A 23,869-nucleotide genomic window follows, 5' to 3' on the forward strand; every position below is an offset into this window, starting at 1 on the left:
GATAAAAAGGGTACAAACGATATATCGTTTGTGCCCTTTTTGCGTATTTATCGAGTTTCTTCACGATGATGACTTGGATTAACCCGCGACTTTTGCGATTTGTTGAAGCAACAATGCCAAAGGATCGCTTTCTTCCGCAGCGCGCATCCGTGCAATATATCGATTGCGTTTGCTGTACAGTTCTTCAAGCTTGGCGACGAATCGTTCATTGTCCCAATAATCTTCGTCGATCATTTCTGCGTAGCCTGCACGAACGAATGATTCTGCGTTCAAAATCTGGTCGCCGCGACTTTGTTTTCTGCCAAGCGGGCATAATAGCATTGGCTTGCCTAATGCCAAATATTCGAAAATCGCATTCGATCCAGCGCGGCTGAATACGAGGTCAGTAGCGGCTAAAATGTCTGCCATTCCTTCGTTCACATATTCGAACTGCCGATAGCCGCTGCGATCATGGAGTGAGTCGTCCAGCCCGTTTTTGCCGCATAAATGTACGATATCGAATCTTTCTGTCAGTGCATCTAAGTTGCGGCGCAAATGAGCATTGAGTGCACGCGAACCGAGGCTGCCGCCTGCGGCGAGCAAGATCGGTTTTTCTCCATCAAAGCCCAATTGCATAAGCCCTCTAGCTGCATCGCCTTCTTTTAACTCAGGACGAACGACCGATCCGATCTGCACCGCTTTATCTGTTTTGATCGCGGTTGCCGTCTCTGGGAATGTTGTACACAAAGCCGAAGCGAAAGGCAATGCTAGTTTGTTCGCAAGACCCGGCGAATAATCCGATTCATGAATCAATGCCGGAACACGGTTCATCCATGCGCCGAGTACAACGGGAACAGAGACAAAGCCGCCTTTGGAGAACACGACAGCAGGTTTCAAACGGCGAATAAGCTTACTCGATTGCCCGACTCCTTTTAAAATACGAAAAGGATCGGAAAAATTTTGCAAAGAAAAATAACGCCGCAGCTTTCCTGTGGCGATCGCATGATAAGAAACACCGGGCAACCCTTCGACAAGTTCTTTTTCGATGCCGGTTTCTGAGCCGATATAATCGATTGCCCAACCTTGCTCGCGAAGCTGTGGGATCAAAGCCAGATTGACCGAGACATGCCCGGCTGAACCGCCCCCCGTTAAAACGATACGTTTTGCTATAGAAGACATGAGTGTGGAACTCCCCTTTAGATTAAAGCTAACATTGCATGCAAGTTCTATTGTACGACCGTAGGCGGTAAAAACCAAGAGGATGTGCTTAAATCGGAGAATAAATGAATAGATTCGTGTAAAAAAAGCGCAAGCCTCAAATGTATTGGGGCATACGCTTTGTGGTATGAAATTCGTATTATTGCAAAATCAACAACCGATCGTCTTCAGGTCCGGGCGAACCGCCTGACGTATTATTGGTGATGACATAAATTTTTCCGTTATGGACGGCGACATCTCGTATTCGTCCTTCTCCTGTTAAGATATCGGTCGTTTTTTTCGTCAAAGGATCAAATAATTTTAAGCTTTGCCCGGCAAGAGTCGCGACTAAAATTTTGCGATCTGGCGTAGCCGCGATTCCAGAAGGTGCAATAGCGGTCGATCCAGCGACGTAGTAAGGAGAAATAAGCCCCGGCTTACTTTGCGTACCTTGAATGATCGGCCAGCCGTAATTACCGCCAGGTCTAATCACGTTAATCTCGTCCAAACCTGTCGTGTCTGTGCCGCCCCCAGGGATCGGTGCGCCGCTTGGACCATGATCGGATGCGTAGAGAGTACCGCTTGCTGTCCATGCCAGCCCTTGCGAATTTCGTAGCCCATACGCGTAGACATAAGAATTTTTGAACGGATTGTCTTTGGGAATGGCTCCGCTTGTCGTCATCCGCAATATTTTGCCTCCGTAGCTAGACAAATCTTGTGAAAACTCTCGCTGATTTGCGTCTCCGGAAGTGCTATACAGCATTCCGTCAGGACCGATTGCCAATCGTCCGCCTTCGTGAATCCGTCCGCCGGGAATGCCGGCTAACAATTCTTTTTGCTCGCGCCATACGCCGTTGATCAATTTGACTTTGACGATTCGGTTCAGCGCTTGGTTTTTTTCTTCATAGGCATGATAGACATACGCATATTTGTTTTTCGCAAACTGCGGATCGAGCACGAATCCCGTCAGACCCGCTTCACCCACGACACGCAGCTTCTTTTTGGTACGAAGTTCTTGCAGTTTTGAGTTGCCGTCGTTCACTTCGATGATCCCGCCGCCGCGTTGCGTGATATAGACCGTATCTCCGGAAAACTGCATGGACCATGGTGCTTTTAACTGTGTTGCGGCAATTTCGTATCCGCCTTGTAGAGAGTTAGTGACCGAAGCCGATGAAGATTTCGAAGAAACTGAACTGCTGCCAGATGCCGATGCAATTGCCGTTCCTGACGAAAACAATTTAGCGCTTTCCCAAGAAGATCCTTCTTGCTCTTGACTCCGTTGATCAGACACATAGACGGATACCGGCACAGCAACCAGTAACGCCACCGCCAACGCTTTTCCTTTCGAATTCAGTATAGGCATAGGCTCTCTCCTTCTCTTTTTTCCTTTTTTACCCATCTGATTTGAGATCAATCGTTTTTTGCAAAGGAATGTAATAATTTTCAATATAGACTCAAAAATATACGAAGGAATAAGATTGCTATCCGGTTTCTAATTCTTTCCGCAACAGAGTGGTTGGCAAGCTGCTAAATCGTTGGGTACCGATTATAAGTTTCTTTCTAACAGTATTCCGAGTTGCTCTGCCAAGACTTGATGCGGGATTGGTCTTTCATTCGTAAACCACCATTCCACGACTCCCACTTGAGCTGATGCAACAAACTGTACAATGACCTCTTGATTTAACCCCAGATTTTTTCCACTGGTTATGTCTGCTTCTTTCTTCAACTCTTTCATCAGGAAATCAAGAAATCGATCACGAAAATAGGACGCTCCTTTACTTGTCAACATCGACGAAAAGAACGAATAATTGTTTTCAAAGTATCGAGTCCAAATTAAAGTCGCTTCTACAAAATCTAAATCAAATGCGGATTCGCAGAGCTCGCGTAATTCATCAAAATGTTTTTCGGTGAGTTTATCGAGCAGATCGTATTTATCCAAGTAATGATGGTAAAAAGTTCTTCGACCAACATTTGCTCTGTCGGAGATTTCTTGTATGGTAATTTGATCGAAATTCTTTTCGGACATTAATTCAATAAAAGCCTTTTTTATTGCTTCTAATGATTTGAATATTCTTCGATCTACGATAGACATAGCGAGAAAGTCACCTAACTTTCTTAAGAATAATGGCACAATTTTAAATCACTTGTGCAGTAGGGCACAAACCGTGTTCATCTGATTATTGCAGACATCCGAATTTGATTTTACATTATACACGAAGTGAGCGATATCGCACATGTGTGCACTTACAATCCAAACAAAAAGGAGAAAAACCATGAAAAAATCAGTTACGTTTAAAAACGGGAATCTAACAATGGCAGGCGATCTATATCTGCCAGAGGGATTTGATGAGCATAAAAATTATTCTGCGATTGTCATCGTCCATCCCGGCGGAGGAGTAAAGGAACAGACTGCAGGGTTATATGCGCAGAAGCTTTCCATTCAAGGATTTGTGACATTATCTTTTGATGCCTCGCATCAAGGAGAGAGCGAAGGTGAGCCGCGTTTACTCGAAGATCCATTTGCTCGAGTGGAAGACGTACGTTGCGCAGTAGATTATCTGTCTACTCTTCCGTTTGTCGATGAAGAAAAGATTGGAGCCCTAGGTATTTGCGCCGGTGGCGGCTATGCAATAACCGCAGCGCAAGCCGAACGTCGCATCAAAGCAGTGGGAGGCGTCAGTGCAATCGATATAGGGGCTATGTTCCGTGGAGAAGATACAGGAGGTACCGTTTCAACGCAATTACAGACACTTGAAGCGGTTTCGAAGCAACGTACAGCAGAAGCGAATGGAGCAGAGGCCATGTTCCTGACTTATGTGCCTGATTCTCCTGAAGAATTTGATGAAAATACACCTGTGCTCATGCGTGAAGGCTATGAATACTATAGAACTTCTAGAGCACAGCATCCGAATTCTCCTAATCGACTCCTATTTAGAAGCGTTGACAGAATCATGACATTTTCGGCACTAAACCAATTAAGTACTTATCTCACTCAACCTATTGTCATGATTGCGGGAACCGAAGCCAGCACACGCGGTTTCAGCGAACAAGTTTATGCCTTGTCGAACGAACCCAAAGAATTATTTTGGGTTGATGAAGCAACACATATCGCCATGTATGACGTACCGGAATACGTAGCACAAGCGGTAACCAAGTTAACGGAATTTTTTGAGAAGAATCTTGATTTTCGCCACAATCTATCCGTGACAGAATCTGGTAGAGGCAATTTCCAAGCCCAAGCGAATCGTTAATTTTAATTTTGGTAAAAGCTTTACATGTTAAAAAAGGACGTCCGCTTAAATGCCGACGTCCTTTTTTAACATGTATATTCGAGTGGTCTTCTACCGCACGATCAACAACTGATCATCCTTTTCCGAAGGTGAACCACGCCCGTCTGTATTATTTGTAAGGATATAAATCTGCCCGTCATGAATCGCAACGTCACGAATTCGTCCGACTCCGGTTAACAGTTCAGTCATTTTATTATTTTGCGGGTCGAATAAAGTCAGGCTTTCTCCTCTTAAATTCGCGACTAAAAGTTTGCCGTCCGGTGTTGCCGCAATCCCAGAAGGAGCGATCGCAGTTTCGCCTGTATGGTACAAAGGCGCAGTCAGCCCTTCGCCCTCCGCATCGCCTATCACATCCGGCCAACCATAGTTCGCGCCAGGCGTAATTTTATTCATTTCATCGTGCCCGCCGGGATTTCCGCTTGGGCCGTGTTCGGAAGCGTACATTGTACCGTCTTCCAGCCAATCGATTCCTTGCGAATTGCGATGCCCATAAGAATAGACGAGCGAACCGGCTATCGGATTATCGCTTGGGATATCACCTTCCGGCGTCATTCGCAATATTTTACCGGCTACGCTTGCCGGATCTTGCGCCGAGCTTTCATCTTGCGCATCGCCTGTCGTGACATAGAGCATGTTATCCGGTCCAAAAGCAATCCGTCCGCCGTCATGTACACGTGCGCCCGGGATATCGTCGAGCAACACAGCAGTTTCGTTCCAGTTTGCACCGTCTGCTGCTTCTTTGATCTGGATCACTCGGTTGTGGATCTGATTGCCTTCTCCATAGGTGTGATACACATAAGCCGTGCGTGAATCGGCAAAATCAGGAGCTAATGCAAAGCCAAGCAGCCCGCCTTCGCCTTCTTCTAACACTTCGGGGCTTAAAGTTAGCGTCTGCTGTGTTTGTTCACCATTTTCGAATTTGACGATAGAACCGCCGCGTAATGTCATATAGATGGTATCGTCTGCAAACTGAATATCCCACGGTGTATTTAATTGGTCGGTTACCGTCTCGACTTCTCCTGTTAATGACGAAGTGAACGTGGTTTCCTCTATAGATCCGGCGCTATCGGAGTTTTCGTTTTCAGTCATTTCGTTATCGTTCGTATCGTCTACGATTTCGCTGTCGGTAGTTGGCGTCTGTACAGGAGATTGTGCATTGGGAACCGAGCCAGTAGGTGCACCCGTTTGACCTGAACAAGCGGTAAGCGATAAAATCAGTAGCGGTGTCATCCACAATTTCTTTTTACGTATCGTCGGCAAAAGATTAAACAAAAGGTTTCCTCCTTTGGATCCGGTGTAAAAAATTTCGGCATACATGACGGATCGGGATATACTTGTTTTTACCCGTATCGTTGGTCGTTCATCCGGAATAATGGTAAAATAAAGCAGCACGTATTCCCGGAATAAGTCCGGGGCGTTTTTTGTGTCATCTGATTTTGGTTTAAAAAGTAGGTTGGAGGTCGAATGTAATGTCTGAGTTTGAAAAAATAAGTGAACGTATTTATGTGATGCACGCCGAAGATAAAAGCGATCGTCCGCTTCTAGCCGCTGTGGTAGGCAATAGCCGGACGCTGCTAATCGATAGCGGGAACTCGTCTGCGCATGCAGCGGAATTCCGTGCGTATTTAGAACAAGAAGGCGTAAGACCTCCCGACGTCATGGTATTGACCCACCATCACTGGGATCATTCTTTCGGGCTTGCGGAATGGAGTTTGCCGACAATTGCCCAAAAGCAAACGGCTGATATTTTGCGTGGCTTTGCTCAACTGGAATGGAGCGAAGAAACGGTCGAGCGTCTGATCGCTGAAGGTGTATTAAGCGAAAGAACCCGCAAAGATATACGCACCGAATACGATAACGATCTAAGCCGAATTCGGGTTGAAGAACCGAATATTGTGTTTGAACGGTTTATCGATGTGCATCTGGGCGGTCTGACCTGTGAAATTCGTTATGTAGGCGGCGATCATGCCGAAGATTCGTGCGTCGTGTATGTAAAAGAAGAAGGCACCTTATTCCTTGGCGACGCACTGGCTCCATCTGTGTACGGCGGGCCGATGAAATATACAACAGGCAAATTTTTGGCTCTACTGGATACCGTGTTTGCTTACGGTGCGAATGTGCTGGTTGAATCGCACGGACGCCCTGTATCTCGCGAAGAGTTTTACGAAGATGTACGTCGTTATGAACTATTAGCGCGTCAAGTCCTTCGTCACGGCTCGGATTCTCAAGCGGTCGAGCACGATTTGCGTCTTGAATTGGATATTGCCGAAGATCAGGTGCTTCCGACAGATTTATCTGAAGCGATGCAATATTTTATGAACGGATTAGACAAATAAATCGTACACAGACTATATGCGTGGACTATGAAAAACCAAAAAACGTACCTCGTCGCGATAGAGCGGTCAAGGTGCGTTTTTTGATGCCTATCAAATACGCGCATGAGGATGACTTGCCAGCGCTTCCGCCATACTGTCGCCAAACGAAAGTCCAAGCGATTCGTAAGCGATCAATACGGCGCCAGCAGCAGGCGTTAGTTGGGGTTCGGTCCATACGAAACGCCTACCGGGCTGCGAACAGATCAAATCTTGCAGGGCATCCAGAAAGTACTCGCTGCTTGCGACGCTACCGGTCTGCGAGATTCGAATATCCGGTCCTGCGAAAAAGGAAGATAAAAGATCGGCTCCGACGCCGATCTGACGAATCGCTTCGTCGCACACGCGCACCGCGATCGGCGATCCAGCCGTCGCTTCTCTAGTGACAACCGGAGCGAATAGCCCGAATAACCGATCTCGACGTTCGGTATCCAGACTAAAGCTTCGACTCGCGGCTTCCGTCAATTCACGTAAATCAGGCGTACGGAAAAAGCGCAGCATATCGCGCACAAGTACGCTATCGCCAGGGCTTTCGCGGCCGGCAAGTACGTCGTATACCGCTTGGTAGGCGAGGAATCGAGCGCCGCTATCCGCATGGTGTCCGAAATCGTAATTGCGCAGCCATTTGCCCCGTTCGGTATGTGCCAATAACATCGACCCCGTACCGGAAGCGATCAAAATACCGGGGCTTCCTGACAGTGCGCCGCGATGCGCGATCAGCGCGTCGTTGACGACCAAGTGAGGACAATGCAAGCCGAAACTTTGCGCCAACCGCTCTGACCAAGCGCGATCCGAATCTTGATCGAAGCCCGCGATTCCAACAGACAGAAAAGTCACATCGTCCGCATGACATTCGGCATCGATCAACGCCTGAGTCATTAGATCGGCTAACAGCGTCATATCCTGACGTTGGCGGGGCAATTCATCGGTTTCTTTTTTGATATAAGCGCGAACTTCTCCCGTCAGATCGGCAATCAAGATCCGTATATTCGTTCCGCCCATATCGACACCTACGACGACAGAGTCGGCATTCATTTTGTCCAGCATAAAAAGCCTCCTTTACCTACATCCAGATCAGCTTCATCGATTAAAAGCATTGTAACCGCTTGTTCGCCGTTCATCAAATTCCCATATTCTTTTCCGGTAGAACTGCTATAATGGGAATGAATGTTTGCCTGATCGAAAAAAGGCAGATTGTTCATAAAGGAGGTCTGCTGGGTGAAAGAAGTGCTGCGTGAGATCGAAAATATTGCGCGTTGTTCGCAAGACATCAGCAGTATCGAATTTAAACATTTAAAATTGTCTCGGGGTCTGCATATCTATTTGACGTTTATCTGCGAAAATCCCGGTGAACCTGCGGGAACAGTGCCGGATCGTCTCAAAGTAAAACGTGCCGCCGCATCGCGCGCGCTGCAAAAGTTGGAAGACGAAGGATTGATTATGTTGCGCGAAGCTTCGAATTTGCGTAAAGACAAACGAGTTTATCCAACGGAAAACGGGAAGTCGGCGTATCTATTTATCCAACAAGAAGGCGAGTATACCGATGAATCCTCATTACGCGGCTTATCACCGGAAGAAATCGCTCAATTGCTTGATATGCTGCATCGGGTACGGCTTAATGTAGAAAAAGATTGGCGCTTCGTGCAAAAAGGCGGTCGTCGTCCTTATATTCATGATTATTATAATCGCTTGGTTCAGCTGCAAGGATCAGAGCCGATACAAGCCAAGAAATCCCGGTCTGAGGATGAGCCGATTTCTTCTGATTTGGATTCCGGTCCTGTGGAAGAAACGAAGACCGATGATCCGCGTCAAGTTTCGTTATGGACTTATGAAGATTAACTCTTTTAGTTTTGACTGATTTGAATTATAGAAAGGAGCGGTTGTCCGTGTTGAATGTACCGCCATCTTCTTTTGTTTTGACCCCTTATGTTGCGAAAATTGCATGTGAACCGAGCTGGAAATGGCAAAAACGGGAGCAGCCGCTTCAGAATTACGATTTGTTTTATGTATGGAGCGGCGAAGGGCGTCTGATGCTTAATGATGAACCGCATGAGATCAAAAAAGGAAGCTGCTTTTTGTTCCGCCCGGGCGATCATACGAGCGCTACGCATAATCCGCAAAAGCCGCTGGTCTTGACGTATGTTCATTTTAATATCGAAGGCGATACGCACGAGATTCCGCAAGCGTACCGGGTTCTTGAAGAAACGGTCGATTTCGAATATTCGTTGTCTCGTTATGTGCGGTTGTTTTTGAGTGAAACTTACGGGGCGCAAGAAGAAGCGAAGCTTTTGCTCAAGCAGATGATGATTCAATTGCTACGCAGCGACCGCGAAGAACCGACTGAACGGCGCGGCAGCAACCATCTGTATGAAGTTGTCCAAGAAGCGGCGAACTATGTACGTCAGCATCCGAGTTTGGCGCATCGCGTCGAAGATTTGGCTGCGCGTGCCGGATTGTCGCCGAGATATTTTTCCGCTAAATTCAAAGAATTAATCGGAGCTTCCGTGCAGTCTTACATTATCCGAATGCGGATCGAGCGCGCTCAACATCTGCTCGGTCATGCAGGAATGAACGTGACCGAAGTTGCGGAAGCGCTTGGGTATCGGGACATCTTTTTCTTCAGTCGTCAATTCAAGCAATACACGGGAAAAAGCCCTTCGGAAATCCGTTAAACCTTTCATTTCGAGCCTACAGAGATTCCTTCCAAAACCCGATTTGTTTAAAAACAAACAGAGTCGGGTAAAAATTCGTTAGCTTTCATTACTGAGACGCAAAAGCGCCGGAAATGAAAAATACGAAAGGAGGAACCGAAATGTTTAACAAAAGACGAGTTCGTAGCGGAGCAGGACGCACCGGGGGCAGTGCTATTTTCCGTAATCGACTGCGCCGAGTCAAAGCTGCTGAACAAAGCGAGCTGTGGTTCTAATTGTATCCCAACTGCCTATAATGAATCGACCATAGATGCGTATACTGAAGCATATTCCGACGATCAAAGTTAGAACATGCGCGTGTATACATAATGATGAAGCAGCCTTTCGGTGAATCTATTTGCCGGAAGGCTGTTTGTTATTGAATACATTTTAATAAGGGATAAAGGGAGGGGTAGCATGTCATCCAAAGTTGCGATCGTAACCGGAACCTCCAGCGGCTTCGGTCTACATATTTGTATAGGGTTGGCTCAAGCCGGCGTGCAAGTCATTGCAGCTATGAGGCAACCGGAAAATGCGGATCAATTGATCCAACAAGTCATAAACGCCGATCGCCAATCAGGACAAAGCGAAGCTGCCGATTCAGCCAAGTTCATGGAAGAATGGGAACCGTTAGGCATCGGACAGATTTCCAAGCATATTTATCCAGTTAAACTTGATGTGCGCGACGATATCCGTGTACGAGAAGTCGTACAAGAAATCGCCGAGCGTTTCGGACATATCGATATTTTGGTCAACAATGCAGGGATGGCGATAGGTGGCTTCGTAGATGAAGTACCAATCGAGGCTTGGCAGAAGCAATTTGCAGTGAACGTATTCGGGCTGATTTCCATGACGAGTGCCGTCGTTCCGTATATGCGTGAAGCCCGTAGTGGCTGCATTATTCAAATGAGCAGTGTGAGCGGCGTTATGGGACTACCCGGTTATGGACCGTATGTCTCGTCAAAATTTGCAGTCGAAGGATTCAGTGAATCGTTGGCATTAGAGACGGCGGCTTACGGCATTCGTACCTATTTAGTGGAGCCTGCTTCATACCGGACTGAAATCTGGGAGAAAGGCTTCGCCAATATTTACCGCACTCCTCGATCCCCAAACGAAAAGATGCTGGATCGAATGTTGGATATGTCACGGCAAAGTGCGAAAAACGGTGGCAATCCGCAAGACGTTGCTCAACTTGCTGTCGATCTAGCACTTGGCAAAAAAGGACGAGGGCGTTTTCGTTATGTATTACCTCGCAAAGCGTCATGGATGATTGCTATGAAAAAAAGGGCACCGTTTCGTGTTGTCCAATATGTAATGTTGTCGATTTTGCGGCGCGAAATGAAGCCTTAACTTTTGTATTCAAAACGTTCACTCACTCGAATAATAAAATGCCGGGGTCTTTGCCGAGTGCATGAACGAGCATAGCGTGCAATTGTCCTCGATGATGATAAAAATGAGCGAGCGTTTCGACCAACCATTCGTAACGCGAATAAGAGACTCCCCAATAGGAGACCGTAACTTGTTGTAAATCTTCTTCCGTCCATAATGAAACCGCGTATTTTAAGTTGGAGTAGTGAAGACGAAGCGCTTGTTCAATCCCGGGTAACGTATTAGGCGGCTTAGAGGTGGCATAAAAAATTTCCATCTCTTCAAACGAGGCGCCCATGCCGATTTTAAGATCGGCTTCACATAACATCGATAGATGAATAAATAGTTCACCGACAGAAGATTTATGAGATGTAGGTCGCCGATTCAGATCAGCAGTTTCTAGTGTATTCAACATTTCGATTACCGTGTCGATTGCGTAATGAAGTTGATGCAAAATGCCCGAGCAATAAAGATTCATCTTGAAAACCGCCTACTTTCTTCGCTTTTTTTAATCTTCTGTTTCGAATGCGTTTTCGAATAAAACACTATGAAAAGTTGCTGGAAAAATCAATATAAAACTTTTGTTTTTTCAAAAATATGGTATCATCAAAAACAAAGAAGGTTCAGTCATCTCTGATTTTCTTCCTCGGTTTCCACTTATTTTTCCGGATTTTTAAATTTAATTCCTTTTTCTTCGCAAATCCTGTTTTTAAACGATTCCAAAGCTCTTACTAAGGTTAAAGATGTTTATGTGGTTTTTCTCTGTCTCGCTTTTTGAACAACCGTTTTCGATCTTGGCAACCCGCAACGGTCCCAATTGAGGACATGACACATTTGCGGACACCGTTCCGCCACGAGTATAACCGCACATATTGCCGAGGAGGTTCGTCTGAATGAAGAAAAAAGAAATGATCGCAATGCTGCTAGCCGGCGGACAGGGAAAGAGATTGAAAGGATTGACGAAATCTCTTGCCAAACCTGCTGTTTATTTCGGAGGAACGTATCGGATTATCGATTTTCCGTTGAGTAACTGCACAAATTCCGGAATTGACACTGTAGGCGTACTTACTCAATATGAACCTCTTGTTCTTCATTCTTACATAGGAGTCGGAAGTGATTGGGATATGGATCGCAAAAACGGCGGCGTGTTCGTTTTGCCACCCCATGAACGCGAAGACGGAAGTAGTTGGTACCGCGGAACCGCAGATGCCATCTCGCGAAATCTTAAATTTATCGACCAATACGATCCTGAGCATTTGCTCGTCTTATCGGGCGATCATGTTTATAAAATGGATTACACGAAATTGCTGGATTACCACAAGGAAAAAGGCGCGGACTGCACGATTTCCGTTATTAACGTTACGCTTGAAGAAGCTCCAAGCTTCGGCATGATTAATACACATGAAGATTTGAAGATTTATGAATTTGACGAAAAACCGAAAGAGCCAAAAAGCACGTTGGCTTCGATGGGTGTATATATTTTCAAATGGGACGTTCTACGCAAATATCTGGTCGAAGACATCGATAAGCCGGATTCCGAATCGGCACACGACTTCGGTAAAGACATCGTTCCTAAAATGCTTGCCGACGAATTGGCGCTTTACGCGTATCCATTCGAAGGCTACTGGCGCGACGTAGGTACGATTCCAAGTCTGTGGGAAGCCAATATGGATCTGCTCAAAGATGATCCTGAATTGAACTTGAACGACCCGGAATGGCGCATTTATACGCGTAATCCGAACGAGCCGGCTCAATATATTTCGCCTGATGCGAAATTGAAAAACTGCATGGTCAACGAAGGTTGCTCGGTGCACGGCGAAGTCGACCGTTCCGTCTTGTTCTACGGCGTTGAAGTCGGCGAAGGCAGCGTTATTACCGAATCGGTCATTATGCCAGAAGTCAAAATCGGCAAAAACGTCCGTATCCACCGCGCAATCGTCGATCAAGGCAAAGTCATTCCCGACAATACCGTCATCGGCGCAGACCGCGAAGACGATAATGAGATCTTGCTAATTAACGGTGATTCGCCTTACTGACGAGATCCGAGTCAGCGGTGTGACCCAATCACCGAAAGTGATTCGCCTTACTAAACAAGCACCACCCCTACAATTTTGAACGTACTATCTTCACCCCATAAATACCAAAGCTCGAAAATCCTTCTTCTTCGTTCGTAGTCAGCGGAGGAAGAAATTCAGATCAAAACGCCTTTGAACTCGGAAAGCTACTTCCTGCATCGTCTTACATCTTTCCGAGTGAAACAGCGTTTTAATCGAATTTCTCTCGCAGCGCCTCGACAAACGAAAGGTAAAAAGGGTTTTGCCGAGCCGACACACGCATCACAACACAGCATACAAGGGACGGTGGAACCATGAAACTCATGGGTGTAATCAATTTGGACCACGAACTGGACCAATTAAACGAGCTGACGTATTTCCGGGCAGGCGCGGCGGTTCCTTTCGCGGGACGTTACCGTCTGATCGACTTTGCGTTATCGAATATGATGAGCGCAGGCGTGCAAGATATCGCATTGTTTGTACGCCGTAAATATCGTTCGCTACTTGACCATCTGGGCGAAGGTCGTCCGTGGGATCTCGACCGTAAACGCGGCGGATTGTTCATTTTGCCTCCGGATTGGAACGATCCAACCGATATTTCGGCAGGCGATCTACAACACATGCACAATAACCGTGACTTTTTCGCACGGAGTACCGGTGAATATGTCGTGCATTCCGGAAGCCAGCATTTATCCAAAGTAGATTTTCAAGATCTCGCAGAAAAACATAAAGCTTCGGGAGCAGACGTAACCGTCGTTTACAAACGCGTTGATCTGCTGGAACCCGAACATGATGCTTGTTTCCGCGTAGATCTCGGTGAAGACGGCTTTGTTAGCGGAATTCATAACGAAAAAGGCCACCATAATATTTATATCGAACTATTTATTATGGAAAAAGGTCTGTACCTCCAACAAATGGAATACTGCATCGCACACGGCGACAGTTACTTTTTCCGTGACGCGATTCTGCGTAACCCAAGCGGTCTGAAAATTGGCGGTTACGAATATACAGGTTATCATGCGGTGATCAACTCGATCCAAAGCTATTACAAAAATAGCTTGGAACTGTTGGACCCAGAGAAGTATAAGCAGTTGTTCTCACCGGAAATGCCGGTACACACCAAAATTAAGTATGAAGCGCCAACCAAATACCTTGAAGGTGCGGATGTGAAAAATTCGCTCGTCGCAAACGGCTGCCAGATCGCAGGCGAAGTCGAAGGTAGCGTTCTTTTCCGTGGTGTCAAAGTGGAAAAAGGAGCGAAAGTCATCAATTCGATCATCATGCAGAAATGCGTGATCGAAGCGGGTGCGATCGTAGAGAACGTAATTCTCGATAAAGACGTCTTGTTAACCGAAAATCGTACACTCGTTGGCGATTCGCGCAAACCTTATGTCATTGCCAAACGTAGCGTGTTGTAAAATTTCGACATCAATCGTCAAAAAAAGGGTTTAACAATTTTATATTTTTGCCGATATATAGGGCAAGCCGTAGGTCTTCCAGACCGTATTTCTTCGGAATACGGTTGTGGAAGGCTTTTTTGGTTCCTGTTATAATCTAAGCGTTCATCTCAAAACTCAGTCATGTAGAGAAACCATACTTTATTCGTCCGTCGTCGAATGCGGAATTTGACGAAACGGGGAAGGGGCTCACTTATGTTCACTAATAAAGAGAATTTCAAACAAGAATTTAAACAGCGTTTGATCGGAAAAACCGGTCGTCAAATGCACGAAGTTACCGAAGACGATGTTTATGCCGCGCTCGGCAGCATGATTCGAGAGCGAATTGGTAGCGATTGGGCTGCCACTAACCGCGCTTATACCGAACAAGGTGAGCGCCAAGTGTATTACTTTTCTATGGAATTTTTGATTGGACGTCTGCTTGGCAATAACTTGTTGAATTTGGGTGTATTGGACACTGTTCGAGAAGGGCTTGGCGAACTCGGATGGGATCTTGAAGACATTGAAGAATATGAAGCAGATGCAGGTCTCGGGAATGGCGGTCTAGGTCGACTAGCTGCTTGTTTCCTCGATTCGTTGGCATCTTTGGGATATGCAGGGCACGGAAACGGAATTCGGTATAAATACGGATTGTTCGAGCAAAAAATTATCGACGGCCATCAAGTCGAGTTGCCCGACTATTGGTTGCAAAAAGGCAACGTATGGGAAGTACGCCGCGATGATAAAAAAGTAAACGTTCAATTTTGGGGCAACGTTGAATCGCATGAAGTGAATGGACGCCTTGTATACGAAACGCAAAACAGCGAGACGGTCTGGGCAGTTCCTTATGATGTACCGGTAGTCGGTTATGAAAATTCCGCGGTGAATACGCTGCGTCTATGGAGCGCCGAATCGGCAGCTAATCCAGCTCGTGATTTTGGCGGCGCAGGAAGCAACTACTATAACTTCTTGGATTACAAACGTTCGGTCGAGACCGTATCCGAATTTTTGTATCCGGACGATTCGAATTACGAAGGTAAACTGCTGCGTCTGAAGCAAGAATATTTCTTGTGTTCAGCAGGTGTGCAAAGCGTAATTCGCACTTTCGACAAATTGCATTTGCCGTATACCCAATTGGCAGAACGCGTGGCAATCCATATTAACGATACCCATCCGACGCTGGTGATTCCAGAACTGATGCGTATTTTGATGGATGAAAAAGGTTTTGGCTGGGAAGAAGCATGGGATATCGTATCGCATACGGTTTCGTACACAAACCATACGATTTTGAGCGAAGCTCTCGAAATGTGGCCTGAGCAAATGATTCGCGAATTGCTGCCACGCGTCTATATGATTATCGAAGAATTGAACGCTCGCTTCTGCGGAATGTTACTGAAACAATATCCAGGTGACCAAGATCGGGTATCGCGTATGGCGATCATCGAAAGCGGTCAAGTGAAAATGGCGCATTTGGCGATTTACGGTAGTTATAGCGTCAATGGCGTAGCGGCGCTGCATACCGATATTCTTAAAAATCGCGAAATGAAAGATTTTTACGAGCTATATCCAGACCGCTTTAACAATAAAACAAACGGAATCACACATCGCCGCTGGCTGATGCACGCCAATCCGGATTTGGAAAATGTGATCGATCATACAATCGGTACAGCTTGGAAAAAGCAGCCGGATCAACTGAACGAGTTGTTGAAGTATGCAAATGACGCGGTGGTTCAAGATAAAATTCGTCATGTAAAATTGAAAAACAAAGAACGTCTGGCTTCGTATATTTATAAAAAACACGGCGTTTCGGTCGATACAAATTCGATCTTCGATGTGCAAGTAAAACGACTTCATGCGTATAAACGTCAATTGCTGAACGCTCTGCATATCATGGATCTATACAACCGAATCAAAGAAGAACCGTCGCTTGAGATCACACCGCGAACTTTCATTTTCGGTGCCAAAGCGGCTCCAGGGTATTATATGGCGAAGCAGATCATCAAGCTGATCAATAATATCGCGCAGACCGTCAACAATGATCCGCAAACGAAAGATCGGTTGAACGTATTCTTTTTGGAAAACTATTCGGTGTCGCTGGCTGAAAAGATCGTTCCGGCAGCCGATGTCAGCGAGCAGATTTCTACAGCGGGTAAAGAAGCGTCCGGTACAGGCAATATGAAACTGATGATGAACGGTGCGCTGACTGTGGGTACGCTGGATGGAGCCAATGTCGAGATGTACGAATCGCTTGGCGACGAAGGCATGTATCTGTTCGGTCTGCGTATCGAAGAAGTCGAAAAATATTACCGTGAAGGCGGCTACTCGGCGCAAGCGATCTATAATAGCGATGAGCGAGTGAAAAAGGTACTGGATCAGTTGATCCAACCGGGACCTTTCTGTCAAAACGGACAAAGTTTCGATCCGATCTATCATTCGCTGCTCAGTCACAATGATGAGTACTTCGTATTGAGAGACTTTGCAAGCTATGCCGATGCTCAAACGCAAATCGGTCTGGATTATCAAGATTCGAAGTTGTGGACATCCAAATCGATTCTGAACATCGCGAAGTCCGGACGTTTTGCTGGAGATCGTACGATTAAAGAATACGCTACGGAGATTTGGGGCGTGAACCCAGCCAATATGGCTTCGCGTTCAGGTCTGCAAGGGAATCACTAATTACAAATTTCAGTGTTCTAGCCGCTCCTAACAGAGCGGCTTTTTATATTCAAAAAGTTACTTTTCAAGACAAGAAATAAACAATCTGAAGATTAAAAGGATTGATCTTTTTCAAAACGAAGCCTCTTTTACTTATTTGTTCAGAAATTTTAGCAAAAACTTGCTTTTTCCAGCAGGAGTTTATGAAAGCCCGCCGAATGATATAGGGTATCATCCTGGCTTGAATATGTTCACAAAGGAGCGACCCTAATGAAGATCAGATTCGCTACACCGGAAGATGCTGCCGGAATCGCGCAAGTTCATGTCGATAGCTGGAAAACGACGTATAAAGGGATCGTCTCCGATATTTACTTGGATAATCTATCTGTGCAGGAACGCCGAACGAAATGGCAAAAGCGTCTACAAGACCCGGAGCCTGGCGAAGGGGTCATGGTTGCCGAAAATGATCGCGGGCAAATCTGCGGATTTCTGGATTACGGGGTAGATCGGGAAAGCGGAAAAGTCCATGAAGCCGAATTATATGCGGTGTATCTGCTGCAAAGTGAACAGCGCAAAGGAATCGGACGTCAGATGGTTGATCGCATGTTAAGCGAGCTTCAAGCACGTGAATACCGTTCGCTAATGATCTGGGTATTGGAACAAAATCCAGCAATCGCTTTTTATCAACGGTTAGGCGGGAAAGAAGTGGATCGCAAAGAAATTCAGATCGGCGATGAACGCTTCACAGAAATTGCATTAAGCTGGCAAGACATCACTGCATTAAAAATTCAAAAAGAAGATTGAGGCTCTCTGATGAATCTACATTTGGACCCGCAAACCATCTACGTTTCGTTAATTTGTGGACATGTGCTGACGATCTTGCTGTTAAGCGCTTATCGTCGAAGTGAAATTCGGGACGCTTCAATCTCTTTCTTTTTTACCGCTAAATTAATACAAGCTGTGGCGTGGTCGTTAATGGTTCTGAAAGGGAACTTTAACGATCTCGTCGTTCTTTCGTTATCGAATACGTTATTGTTTATCGGGATCGCTTTTGAAGCGGCAGCTTTACTCAAGTTACAAGACGTTTTGACTCTCCGTATGCAAAAAATCGGAATTGCGATGACGATCTTGGCAATCGTATGCTTTAACTCGATTCTTTTTGGACATAATGATGAAATGATCCGTATAGCTGTAGCCTCTTTTTTCGCCGCGTTATTTATTACTCCGCCTGCACTTCGTCTGCTCTATCAAAAAAAATCTTCTACGCTTCGAAAAGTTATGGGAAGTGTGTATACGTTGCTTGCGATCGCTTTATTGATTCGTACATTCGGCGCTTTGAGCATAGATACGTTTAACGGATTGCTTGCTTCTCGCGTCACGCATGACTTATTTTCGATCTGTGCGTACATGACGATGATTCTGACCAATACCGGTTTTGTGTTACTCGCGAAGCAAAAATCGGATGAAGATTTATTTCGCTTGGCGAGTCTTGACGATCTAACGCAGATCTGGAATCGCCGTACTTTTGTGCTCAAATCCGAGATTATGCTGGATCAACATGCCAAACGGCAGCTTCCGGTTTCTTTTTTGTTATTCGATATTGATGGGTTCAAAGGAATCAACGATCAATACGGGCATGATATCGGAGATCGGGTACTTCGGGAAATGAGCGTGATCGTCTCGCAGCAATTAGGGACCAATGATTTATTCGGTCGTTATGGCGGCGATGAATTTGCCATTATATTGCCGGGGTATTCGATTCCTGAATCAACGTTGCTTGCGGAGCGTATTCGTGTAGCCGTCGAAGGAACGTATACGCTAAGTATTGGCGCACTGACTTTTGTTCCTCAACATCGTTCGCAGCTGGATCGTGTATATAAAAGTTGCGACCTTGCTCTATATGATGCCAAAAGGGAAGGACGGAATACGATACGGCGCGCTGAACGTTATTTTGAAAAGCCTTTAACCGAAGAAATCGATTATGTTCGGATTTGAATATAAAAAATTGAATAGGTGAAAACGGAAACTTTGAGAGCACATCATATAATTTTCAGGAAATTTCGTGAAAAGGGATGTATTTTCATTTCAGCCGTGCTAAGATACGTTTTGTTTTTAAATAAACAATGTATCGAAGGAGGGTGAAGAGATGAAAACGAAAAACGGAAATGCTGCAACAAAGCTTCCGCTAGAGCGCGAGTTCAATTTATTCCGGTTGACCTGGCCGATTTTTTTGGAAGTCTTTTTATTTATGTTAATGGGGATTACGGACACGATGATGTTGAGCGGCGTATCGGACAATGCGGTAGCGGCTGTTGGTGCAGCAAACCAAGTCATCTCGATCGCTATCCTCATACTTGAAGTCGTCGGTAACGGAGCGGCTATCGTTATCGCGCAATATTTGGGTGCACGGAATCATTATGAAGCCGCTAAAATTTCGGGTCTGTCGTTGACGCTGAACTTGATGCTCGGCGTAACGATGAGTGTGATTTTCTTAGGATTCGGGCACCACTTGATGGTTGCACTTAATCTTAGTGGTGAGATTCTCGTCTACGCGAAATCTTATATGCACATTGTAGGCGGAGCGATCTTCCTTCAAGCGCTGATCAATATGTTGTCTGCAACGATTCGTACGTATGGACAGACGAAACTTACGATGTTCGTGGCATTAGGCATGAACATTTTGAGCGTAGGCAGTGGATATGTCTTGATCTTCGGTCATCTTGGATTCCCGGCGATGGGCGTAGAAGGAGCGGCAATCTCGACGGTTGCAAGCCGCGCTGTTGCTGCGGTCGTATTGGTCTGGATGTTGTATCAAGTGATGGAAGTTCGGATTCAATTGAAGTTTTACGTAAATTTGACACGTGAGTACGTCATGAAAATTTTGCGGATCGGGATTCCGTCTGCACTTGAGCAAATCACGTACCAATCCTGCCAAATGATCTTCTTTTTCTATGCGACTTTCCTTGGCGCTCAAGCGCTTGCGGCGCGTCAGTATGCAACGAACATCTCGATGTTCATTTATCTATTTGCTGTCGCCGTAGCGATCGGAACCGGGATTATCGTCGGTCGATTGGTCGGAGCAAATCGTAAAGAAGATGCGTATCATCAAGTATGGAGTAGCGTCAAACGAGCGATTGTGATTACGGTCATCGTCGATCTGGTTGTTATTATTTTGCGTCATCCGTTAGTCGGTATTTTCACCGACGACGTCGATGTAATTCGTATGGCGACGCAAGTGCTTGTTCTGAGTATTGTGCTGGAGACGGCGCGTACGTTCAATATGATCGTCATCGGTTCGCTGCGCGCAGCGGGAGATGCGAAGTTCCCGGTATATGTCGGTCTAATCTCGATGGTCGGCATCAGCTTGCCGCTCGGTTACGTCTTCGTCTTCCAAATGGATATGGGACTGCCAGGTATTTGGCTGGCGATTGCAGTCGATGAATGGATTCGCGCGATCGTTATGACCTCACGTTGGAAAAGCCGGGTTTGGAAAAAACATTCGCTTGTTACTCATCACGAAGCGGATGCCAGCGAAGGATTAACGCCTCCGCCTGCGGCTTCGGTGTAAGTTGAACAGTTAGATTTTTATAAATACGAAACTTGTGTATAAAAAAGCCCACTTTCTCACCGGAATACCGGTTTGAAAGTGGGCTTTTTTAGGCAATTTAAAAGGGATCAATCTAATTGCATTTTGAACACCACAGGAACCGCGCTGGATACCGTAGTTGTCTGTAACACCAAAGCTTCTTCGGTACGTTCCCAAGACACTTCTTCATCGAATCCAAGAATGCTGATCTTCTCGATCAAGCCTGTAAAGTGATGCGAATCTTTTTTGAGCGATTGAATCTTCACGCATCCATCTTCGGGATAGACCATCACGGTTGCGTACAGATTCGATCCTTTTACCGTAAAACGAATATCTTCGGACGTATACGATTTGGTTTCGCCGTCTTTGAACTGCCCTTCGACAATCTGCGTTGGGCCTTCGCCCGCAATCCGCCAGAATGTTGTGCCGTAGATCGCTTCACCATTTACATTCAACCAATTGCCGATATCGAGTAAGATTTGACGGTCTTCTTGCGGAATACTGCCGTCGGCTTTTGGACCGATATTCAGCAAAAGATTTCCGTTTTTACTCACGATATCGACAAGGTCGCGAATGATTTCAACCGATGTTTTGTATTCGTTATTTTCTGTGTAACACCATGAGTTTTTCGCGACAGCGGTATCGGTCTGCCAATAGTAAGGCTTGAGATCAGCGAATTGTCCGCGCTCTACATCGGGAACGGCTGCGCCGAACATATACGCATCGTGCTTATAATTGATCGCGACTTCAGCGCCCCATTCGATCCCTTTGTTATAATAGTAAGCAGTTAGCGTTTTGAGATAAGGTTTGAACGCGGCACTTTGAATCCACCAATCGAAATACAACACTTTCGGCTGGTACTGGTCGATAATCTCGCAAGTCCGAATAAGCCAATCTTCCAAAAACTCGGCGTTTGGAGGAGAACCGAACAGATCATAATGATCCGGCTCAGGCTGTGCAGGCCAGTAGAAATCGCCAAGTTTCAGCGGTTCGTGAATATCCGATTCGAACTTTTTGCCGTGTGACATAAAGAACCAATGTTCGGCGCGGTGCGAAGAGGCACACATAACCAGATCGCGTTCTTCGAACGCTTGCTTCATTTCGCCAAGCAGATCGCGCTGCGGGCCCATATCGTATGCGTTGAATTTCGAGATTTCGCTTTTGTACATTTGGAAGCCGTCATGGTGTTCAGCCACCGGCATAATATATTTGGCACCGGATTGTTGGAACAACTCTGCCCATTCGCTGGCATCGAACTTCTCGGCTTTGAACATCGGGATAAAGTCTTTGTAGCCGAATTCGCTATGTTTGCCGTAGGTTTTGATATGATGGTCAAAACATGGCGATTCTTCCATATACATATTGCGCGAATACCATTCGCTTTCAAAAGCCGGAACCGAATAGACGCCCCAATGAATAAAGATGCCGAATTTGGCTTGTTTGTACCACTGGGGAACTTCAAATTGACTAAGCGATTCCCAATTGTTTTTGAACGTACCATTCTCGATCGTTTGCTGAATTTGTTGTAAATAAGCGGTTCTATCCATAGATGTACACGTATCCTTCCTGTCTGGTAATGTCTTGAGTATACGAGAAGAATACGTGCGTTAACATGGAGATTAATAGCGGCAAGCTGTACAAAAATAGCAAGAGAAGGAGTCGTCTTTTTATGGATCGTCGTGTATTGTTGTCGAACTATTTGGCTAACCTTGAAGTGGAATTGATTACGGCTCATCATAATTTATGTCCACTGGATTGGAGAGAGCTTGATTATAAGCCGGATTACAGCAAGTTCTATTGGATCGAAGAAGGAGAAGGATGGCTGCGGATCGAGGGACAAGATTATTACCCGAAGCCGGGCGAATTGTTTTTGATGCCGGAAGGTGTGCAGCAGTCATATTCGGTGATTAGCGAACGTCCTTTTCTTAAATATTGGTGTCACTTCACAGCGCAGGTCGGCGGCGTTAATCTTTTCAAGTTATTGGATCTGAATCCGTATTGTTCTCCAACGCAGCCGCAAAAGGTGACCGAGATTTTCAAAGACATCGTCTATCATGCCAATACCGATACCATCTACTCCAAGCTGCTTGTCAAAAGCAAATTGATGGAGCTTGTGAGTTACTATATGATGAACCTGAATATTGACGAAGAACAGATTTCTTTTCAAAACGGGTCTACGGTCAATCGCTTAACGCATGTATTGGATTATATCGACGAACATATTGCGCAAAATATTGCCGTAGAAGAATTGGCGGGCATCGCGTATATGCACCCGAATTCTTTTATCCGCACGTTCAAACAGTATGCAGGAATGCCGCCGATCCAGTATGTCACGCATAAAAAGATCGAAAAAGCGAAACAATCGCTTTCTTTGACCAGTTTGTCTGTGACCGAAATTTCGGAGCAATTAGGCTTCAACGATACGTTTTATTTTTCCAAACAGTTCAAAAAATATGCCGGGCTTACGCCTACCGATTACCGCAGACAACAAGTGCGTTCTTGATTCTTCTTTTTTACGTATGCAATCGGAGGTTTAACGTTTAATAGAAGAGAAGGGTTGAGAAATGGAATCCTTATCCAACTCTATGCGATAAAGGGGAGTCGAGAATGAACGTATGGGTGATTGGAAAAGATCGCTGGCATTCGGCGGAAATCGTTTTTCAAGGCTTTGAACAGTTAGGTCTAGATACATTTCAATATACAATGACCGATTCGGTAGAAGAATTTGATGCCAATCGTCTGGAAGATTATCCGATCGTAGCGGTGTGCCGCTCCAATAGCCAGTTTGAACACGAACATCGCTTTTGGATGAACGAAGACGTTCAGCAATCTTTTGAACGGTATGTCGAGAACGGCGGTTCGCTGCTTGTGATCCATGCCGGAACAGCGGGTTATCAATCCGGCGAACGGTTTCGCAAGTTGATTGGCGGGGCTTTTCTTCACCATCCTGAAGCTTGCACGGTGAAGATCTGTCCCGAGTCATCCCATCCGATAGCCGCTGGTGTAGAAGAATTCCAGGTACATGACGAGCATTATATGATGGATTGGGAGAAGTCGGATACGGAGCTGATCATGAGGACGGTATCCGAACATGGAGAGCAGCCGGGCGGTTGGACGAAAATGTACGGACAAGGCAAGATCTGTGTGCTAACACCCGGGCACGAAGAAGAGGTCTGGAATCATCCGATGTTTCAGAAGCTGCTGAACAATGCGCTGCATTGGTGTGCCGAGTAGGGTTACAA

21 protein-coding genes are annotated in these 23,869 nt (G+C 45.8%); 13 read left to right on the top strand and 8 right to left on the bottom strand.

The features are described from left to right. Positions 1-78: 78 nt before the first annotated feature. From NOM90_RS17240 to NOM90_RS17250, 3 genes are all read right to left on the bottom strand, one after another. Positions 79-1,149 carry an undecaprenyldiphospho-muramoylpentapeptide beta-N-acetylglucosaminyltransferase gene (locus tag NOM90_RS17240; RefSeq protein ID WP_255943826.1) on the bottom strand — a complete coding sequence of 357 codons (1,071 nt, stop codon included), beginning with the start codon at positions 1,147-1,149 and terminating at the stop codon, positions 79-81. Positions 1,150-1,336: 187 nt separating this feature from the next. After that, on the bottom strand, positions 1,337-2,539 hold the full coding sequence (locus tag NOM90_RS17245; RefSeq protein ID WP_255943742.1) for a PQQ-dependent sugar dehydrogenase: 1,203 nt from the start codon (positions 2,537-2,539) through the stop codon (positions 1,337-1,339). 183 nt (positions 2,540-2,722) lie between these two features. After that, the gene (locus tag NOM90_RS17250; protein ID WP_255943744.1) at positions 2,723-3,268 is read right to left on the bottom strand and encodes a TetR/AcrR family transcriptional regulator; all 546 of its coding nucleotides are present in this window, start codon (positions 3,266-3,268) and stop codon (positions 2,723-2,725) included. 181 nt (positions 3,269-3,449) lie between these two features. Here NOM90_RS17250 and NOM90_RS17255 point away from each other — a divergent pair, with 181 nt between their 5' ends. Further along, the gene (locus NOM90_RS17255; protein WP_255943746.1) at positions 3,450-4,427 is read left to right on the top strand and encodes an alpha/beta hydrolase; all 978 of its coding nucleotides are present in this window, start codon (positions 3,450-3,452) and stop codon (positions 4,425-4,427) included. Positions 4,428-4,517: 90 nt separating this feature from the next. Here NOM90_RS17255 and NOM90_RS17260 read toward each other — a convergent pair whose 3' ends face one another. Further along, complete coding sequence (locus tag NOM90_RS17260) at positions 4,518-5,738, bottom strand: PQQ-dependent sugar dehydrogenase (protein ID WP_255943748.1); 1,221 nt, start codon at positions 5,736-5,738, stop codon at positions 4,518-4,520. 197 nt (positions 5,739-5,935) lie between these two features. Between NOM90_RS17260 and NOM90_RS17265 the strand changes: the two genes are divergently transcribed. Beyond that, complete coding sequence (locus NOM90_RS17265) at positions 5,936-6,802, top strand: MBL fold metallo-hydrolase (RefSeq protein ID WP_255943750.1); 867 nt, start codon at positions 5,936-5,938, stop codon at positions 6,800-6,802. Between the two features lie 90 nt (positions 6,803-6,892). On the opposite strand, the gene NOM90_RS17270 is transcribed toward NOM90_RS17265, so the two are convergent. Next, entirely contained in the window at positions 6,893-7,885 is a 993-nt protein-coding gene (locus NOM90_RS17270) for an N-acetylglucosamine kinase (protein WP_255943752.1), read from the bottom strand. Beyond that, positions 7,870-8,040 (bottom strand): hypothetical protein, encoded by a 171-nt coding sequence (locus NOM90_RS17275; RefSeq protein ID WP_255943753.1) that lies wholly within the window; start codon positions 8,038-8,040, stop codon positions 7,870-7,872. Before NOM90_RS17275 ends, NOM90_RS17270 begins: the two co-directional genes overlap by 16 nt. Positions 8,041-8,056: 16 nt before the next feature. Between NOM90_RS17275 and NOM90_RS17280 the strand changes: the two genes are divergently transcribed. The 3 genes from NOM90_RS17280 (at position 8,057) to NOM90_RS17290 (ending at position 10,878) form a co-directional block, all read left to right on the top strand. Continuing rightward, positions 8,057-8,677 carry a MarR family winged helix-turn-helix transcriptional regulator gene (locus NOM90_RS17280; protein ID WP_255943755.1) on the top strand — a complete coding sequence of 207 codons (621 nt, stop codon included), beginning with the start codon at positions 8,057-8,059 and terminating at the stop codon, positions 8,675-8,677. A 47-nt stretch (positions 8,678-8,724) separates the two neighbouring features. After that, the gene (locus NOM90_RS17285) at positions 8,725-9,510 is read left to right on the top strand and encodes a helix-turn-helix domain-containing protein (protein WP_255943757.1); all 786 of its coding nucleotides are present in this window, start codon (positions 8,725-8,727) and stop codon (positions 9,508-9,510) included. Positions 9,511-9,945: 435 nt separating this feature from the next. Next, positions 9,946-10,878, top strand: a complete 933-nt coding sequence (locus NOM90_RS17290) for an SDR family NAD(P)-dependent oxidoreductase (RefSeq protein WP_255943759.1) — start codon at positions 9,946-9,948, stop codon at positions 10,876-10,878. A gap of 22 nt (positions 10,879-10,900) precedes the next feature. Here NOM90_RS17290 and NOM90_RS17295 read toward each other — a convergent pair whose 3' ends face one another. Continuing rightward, on the bottom strand, positions 10,901-11,374 hold the full coding sequence (locus NOM90_RS17295) for a DinB family protein (protein WP_255943760.1): 474 nt from the start codon (positions 11,372-11,374) through the stop codon (positions 10,901-10,903). A gap of 415 nt (positions 11,375-11,789) precedes the next feature. Here NOM90_RS17295 and NOM90_RS17300 point away from each other — a divergent pair, with 415 nt between their 5' ends. The 6 genes from NOM90_RS17300 to NOM90_RS17325 all read left to right on the top strand — a co-directional run bounded on the left by NOM90_RS17300 (position 11,790) and on the right by NOM90_RS17325 (position 20,609). Next, positions 11,790-12,932, top strand: coding sequence for a glucose-1-phosphate adenylyltransferase (locus tag NOM90_RS17300; RefSeq protein ID WP_255943762.1), 1,143 nt, complete (start codon positions 11,790-11,792; stop codon positions 12,930-12,932). Positions 12,933-13,264: 332 nt separating this feature from the next. Next, positions 13,265-14,368: a glucose-1-phosphate adenylyltransferase subunit GlgD gene (glgD, locus tag NOM90_RS17305; protein WP_255943764.1), complete on the top strand. Its 1,104-nt coding sequence runs from the start codon at positions 13,265-13,267 to the stop codon at positions 14,366-14,368. A gap of 234 nt (positions 14,369-14,602) precedes the next feature. Beyond that, positions 14,603-17,062 carry a glycogen/starch/alpha-glucan phosphorylase gene (locus tag NOM90_RS17310; RefSeq protein ID WP_255943766.1) on the top strand — a complete coding sequence of 820 codons (2,460 nt, stop codon included), beginning with the start codon at positions 14,603-14,605 and terminating at the stop codon, positions 17,060-17,062. A 249-nt stretch (positions 17,063-17,311) separates the two neighbouring features. Beyond that, positions 17,312-17,845: a GNAT family N-acetyltransferase gene (locus NOM90_RS17315; protein ID WP_255943767.1), complete on the top strand. Its 534-nt coding sequence runs from the start codon at positions 17,312-17,314 to the stop codon at positions 17,843-17,845. Between the two features lie 9 nt (positions 17,846-17,854). Beyond that, on the top strand, positions 17,855-19,036 hold the full coding sequence (locus tag NOM90_RS17320) for a GGDEF domain-containing protein (protein ID WP_255943768.1): 1,182 nt from the start codon (positions 17,855-17,857) through the stop codon (positions 19,034-19,036). Positions 19,037-19,187: 151 nt separating this feature from the next. After that, positions 19,188-20,609: an MATE family efflux transporter gene (locus NOM90_RS17325; protein WP_255943769.1), complete on the top strand. Its 1,422-nt coding sequence runs from the start codon at positions 19,188-19,190 to the stop codon at positions 20,607-20,609. Positions 20,610-20,716: 107 nt separating this feature from the next. Here the strand turns inward: NOM90_RS17325 and NOM90_RS17330 are convergent, their stop codons facing one another. Next, positions 20,717-22,174, bottom strand: coding sequence for an alpha-L-fucosidase (locus NOM90_RS17330; RefSeq protein WP_255943771.1), 1,458 nt, complete (start codon positions 22,172-22,174; stop codon positions 20,717-20,719). A 122-nt stretch (positions 22,175-22,296) separates the two neighbouring features. Between NOM90_RS17330 and NOM90_RS17335 the strand changes: the two genes are divergently transcribed. Together NOM90_RS17335 and NOM90_RS17340 are read left to right on the top strand one after the other, a co-directional pair. Then, on the top strand, positions 22,297-23,130 hold the full coding sequence (locus tag NOM90_RS17335) for an AraC family transcriptional regulator (RefSeq protein WP_255943772.1): 834 nt from the start codon (positions 22,297-22,299) through the stop codon (positions 23,128-23,130). A gap of 104 nt (positions 23,131-23,234) precedes the next feature. Next, positions 23,235-23,861 (top strand): ThuA domain-containing protein, encoded by a 627-nt coding sequence (locus NOM90_RS17340; RefSeq protein ID WP_255943773.1) that lies wholly within the window; start codon positions 23,235-23,237, stop codon positions 23,859-23,861. Positions 23,862-23,869: the final 8 nt, after the last annotated feature.

It is taken from the genome of Saccharibacillus sp. JS10, assembly GCF_024436065.1.
GTDB lineage: Bacteria > Bacillota > Bacilli > Paenibacillales > Paenibacillaceae > Saccharibacillus.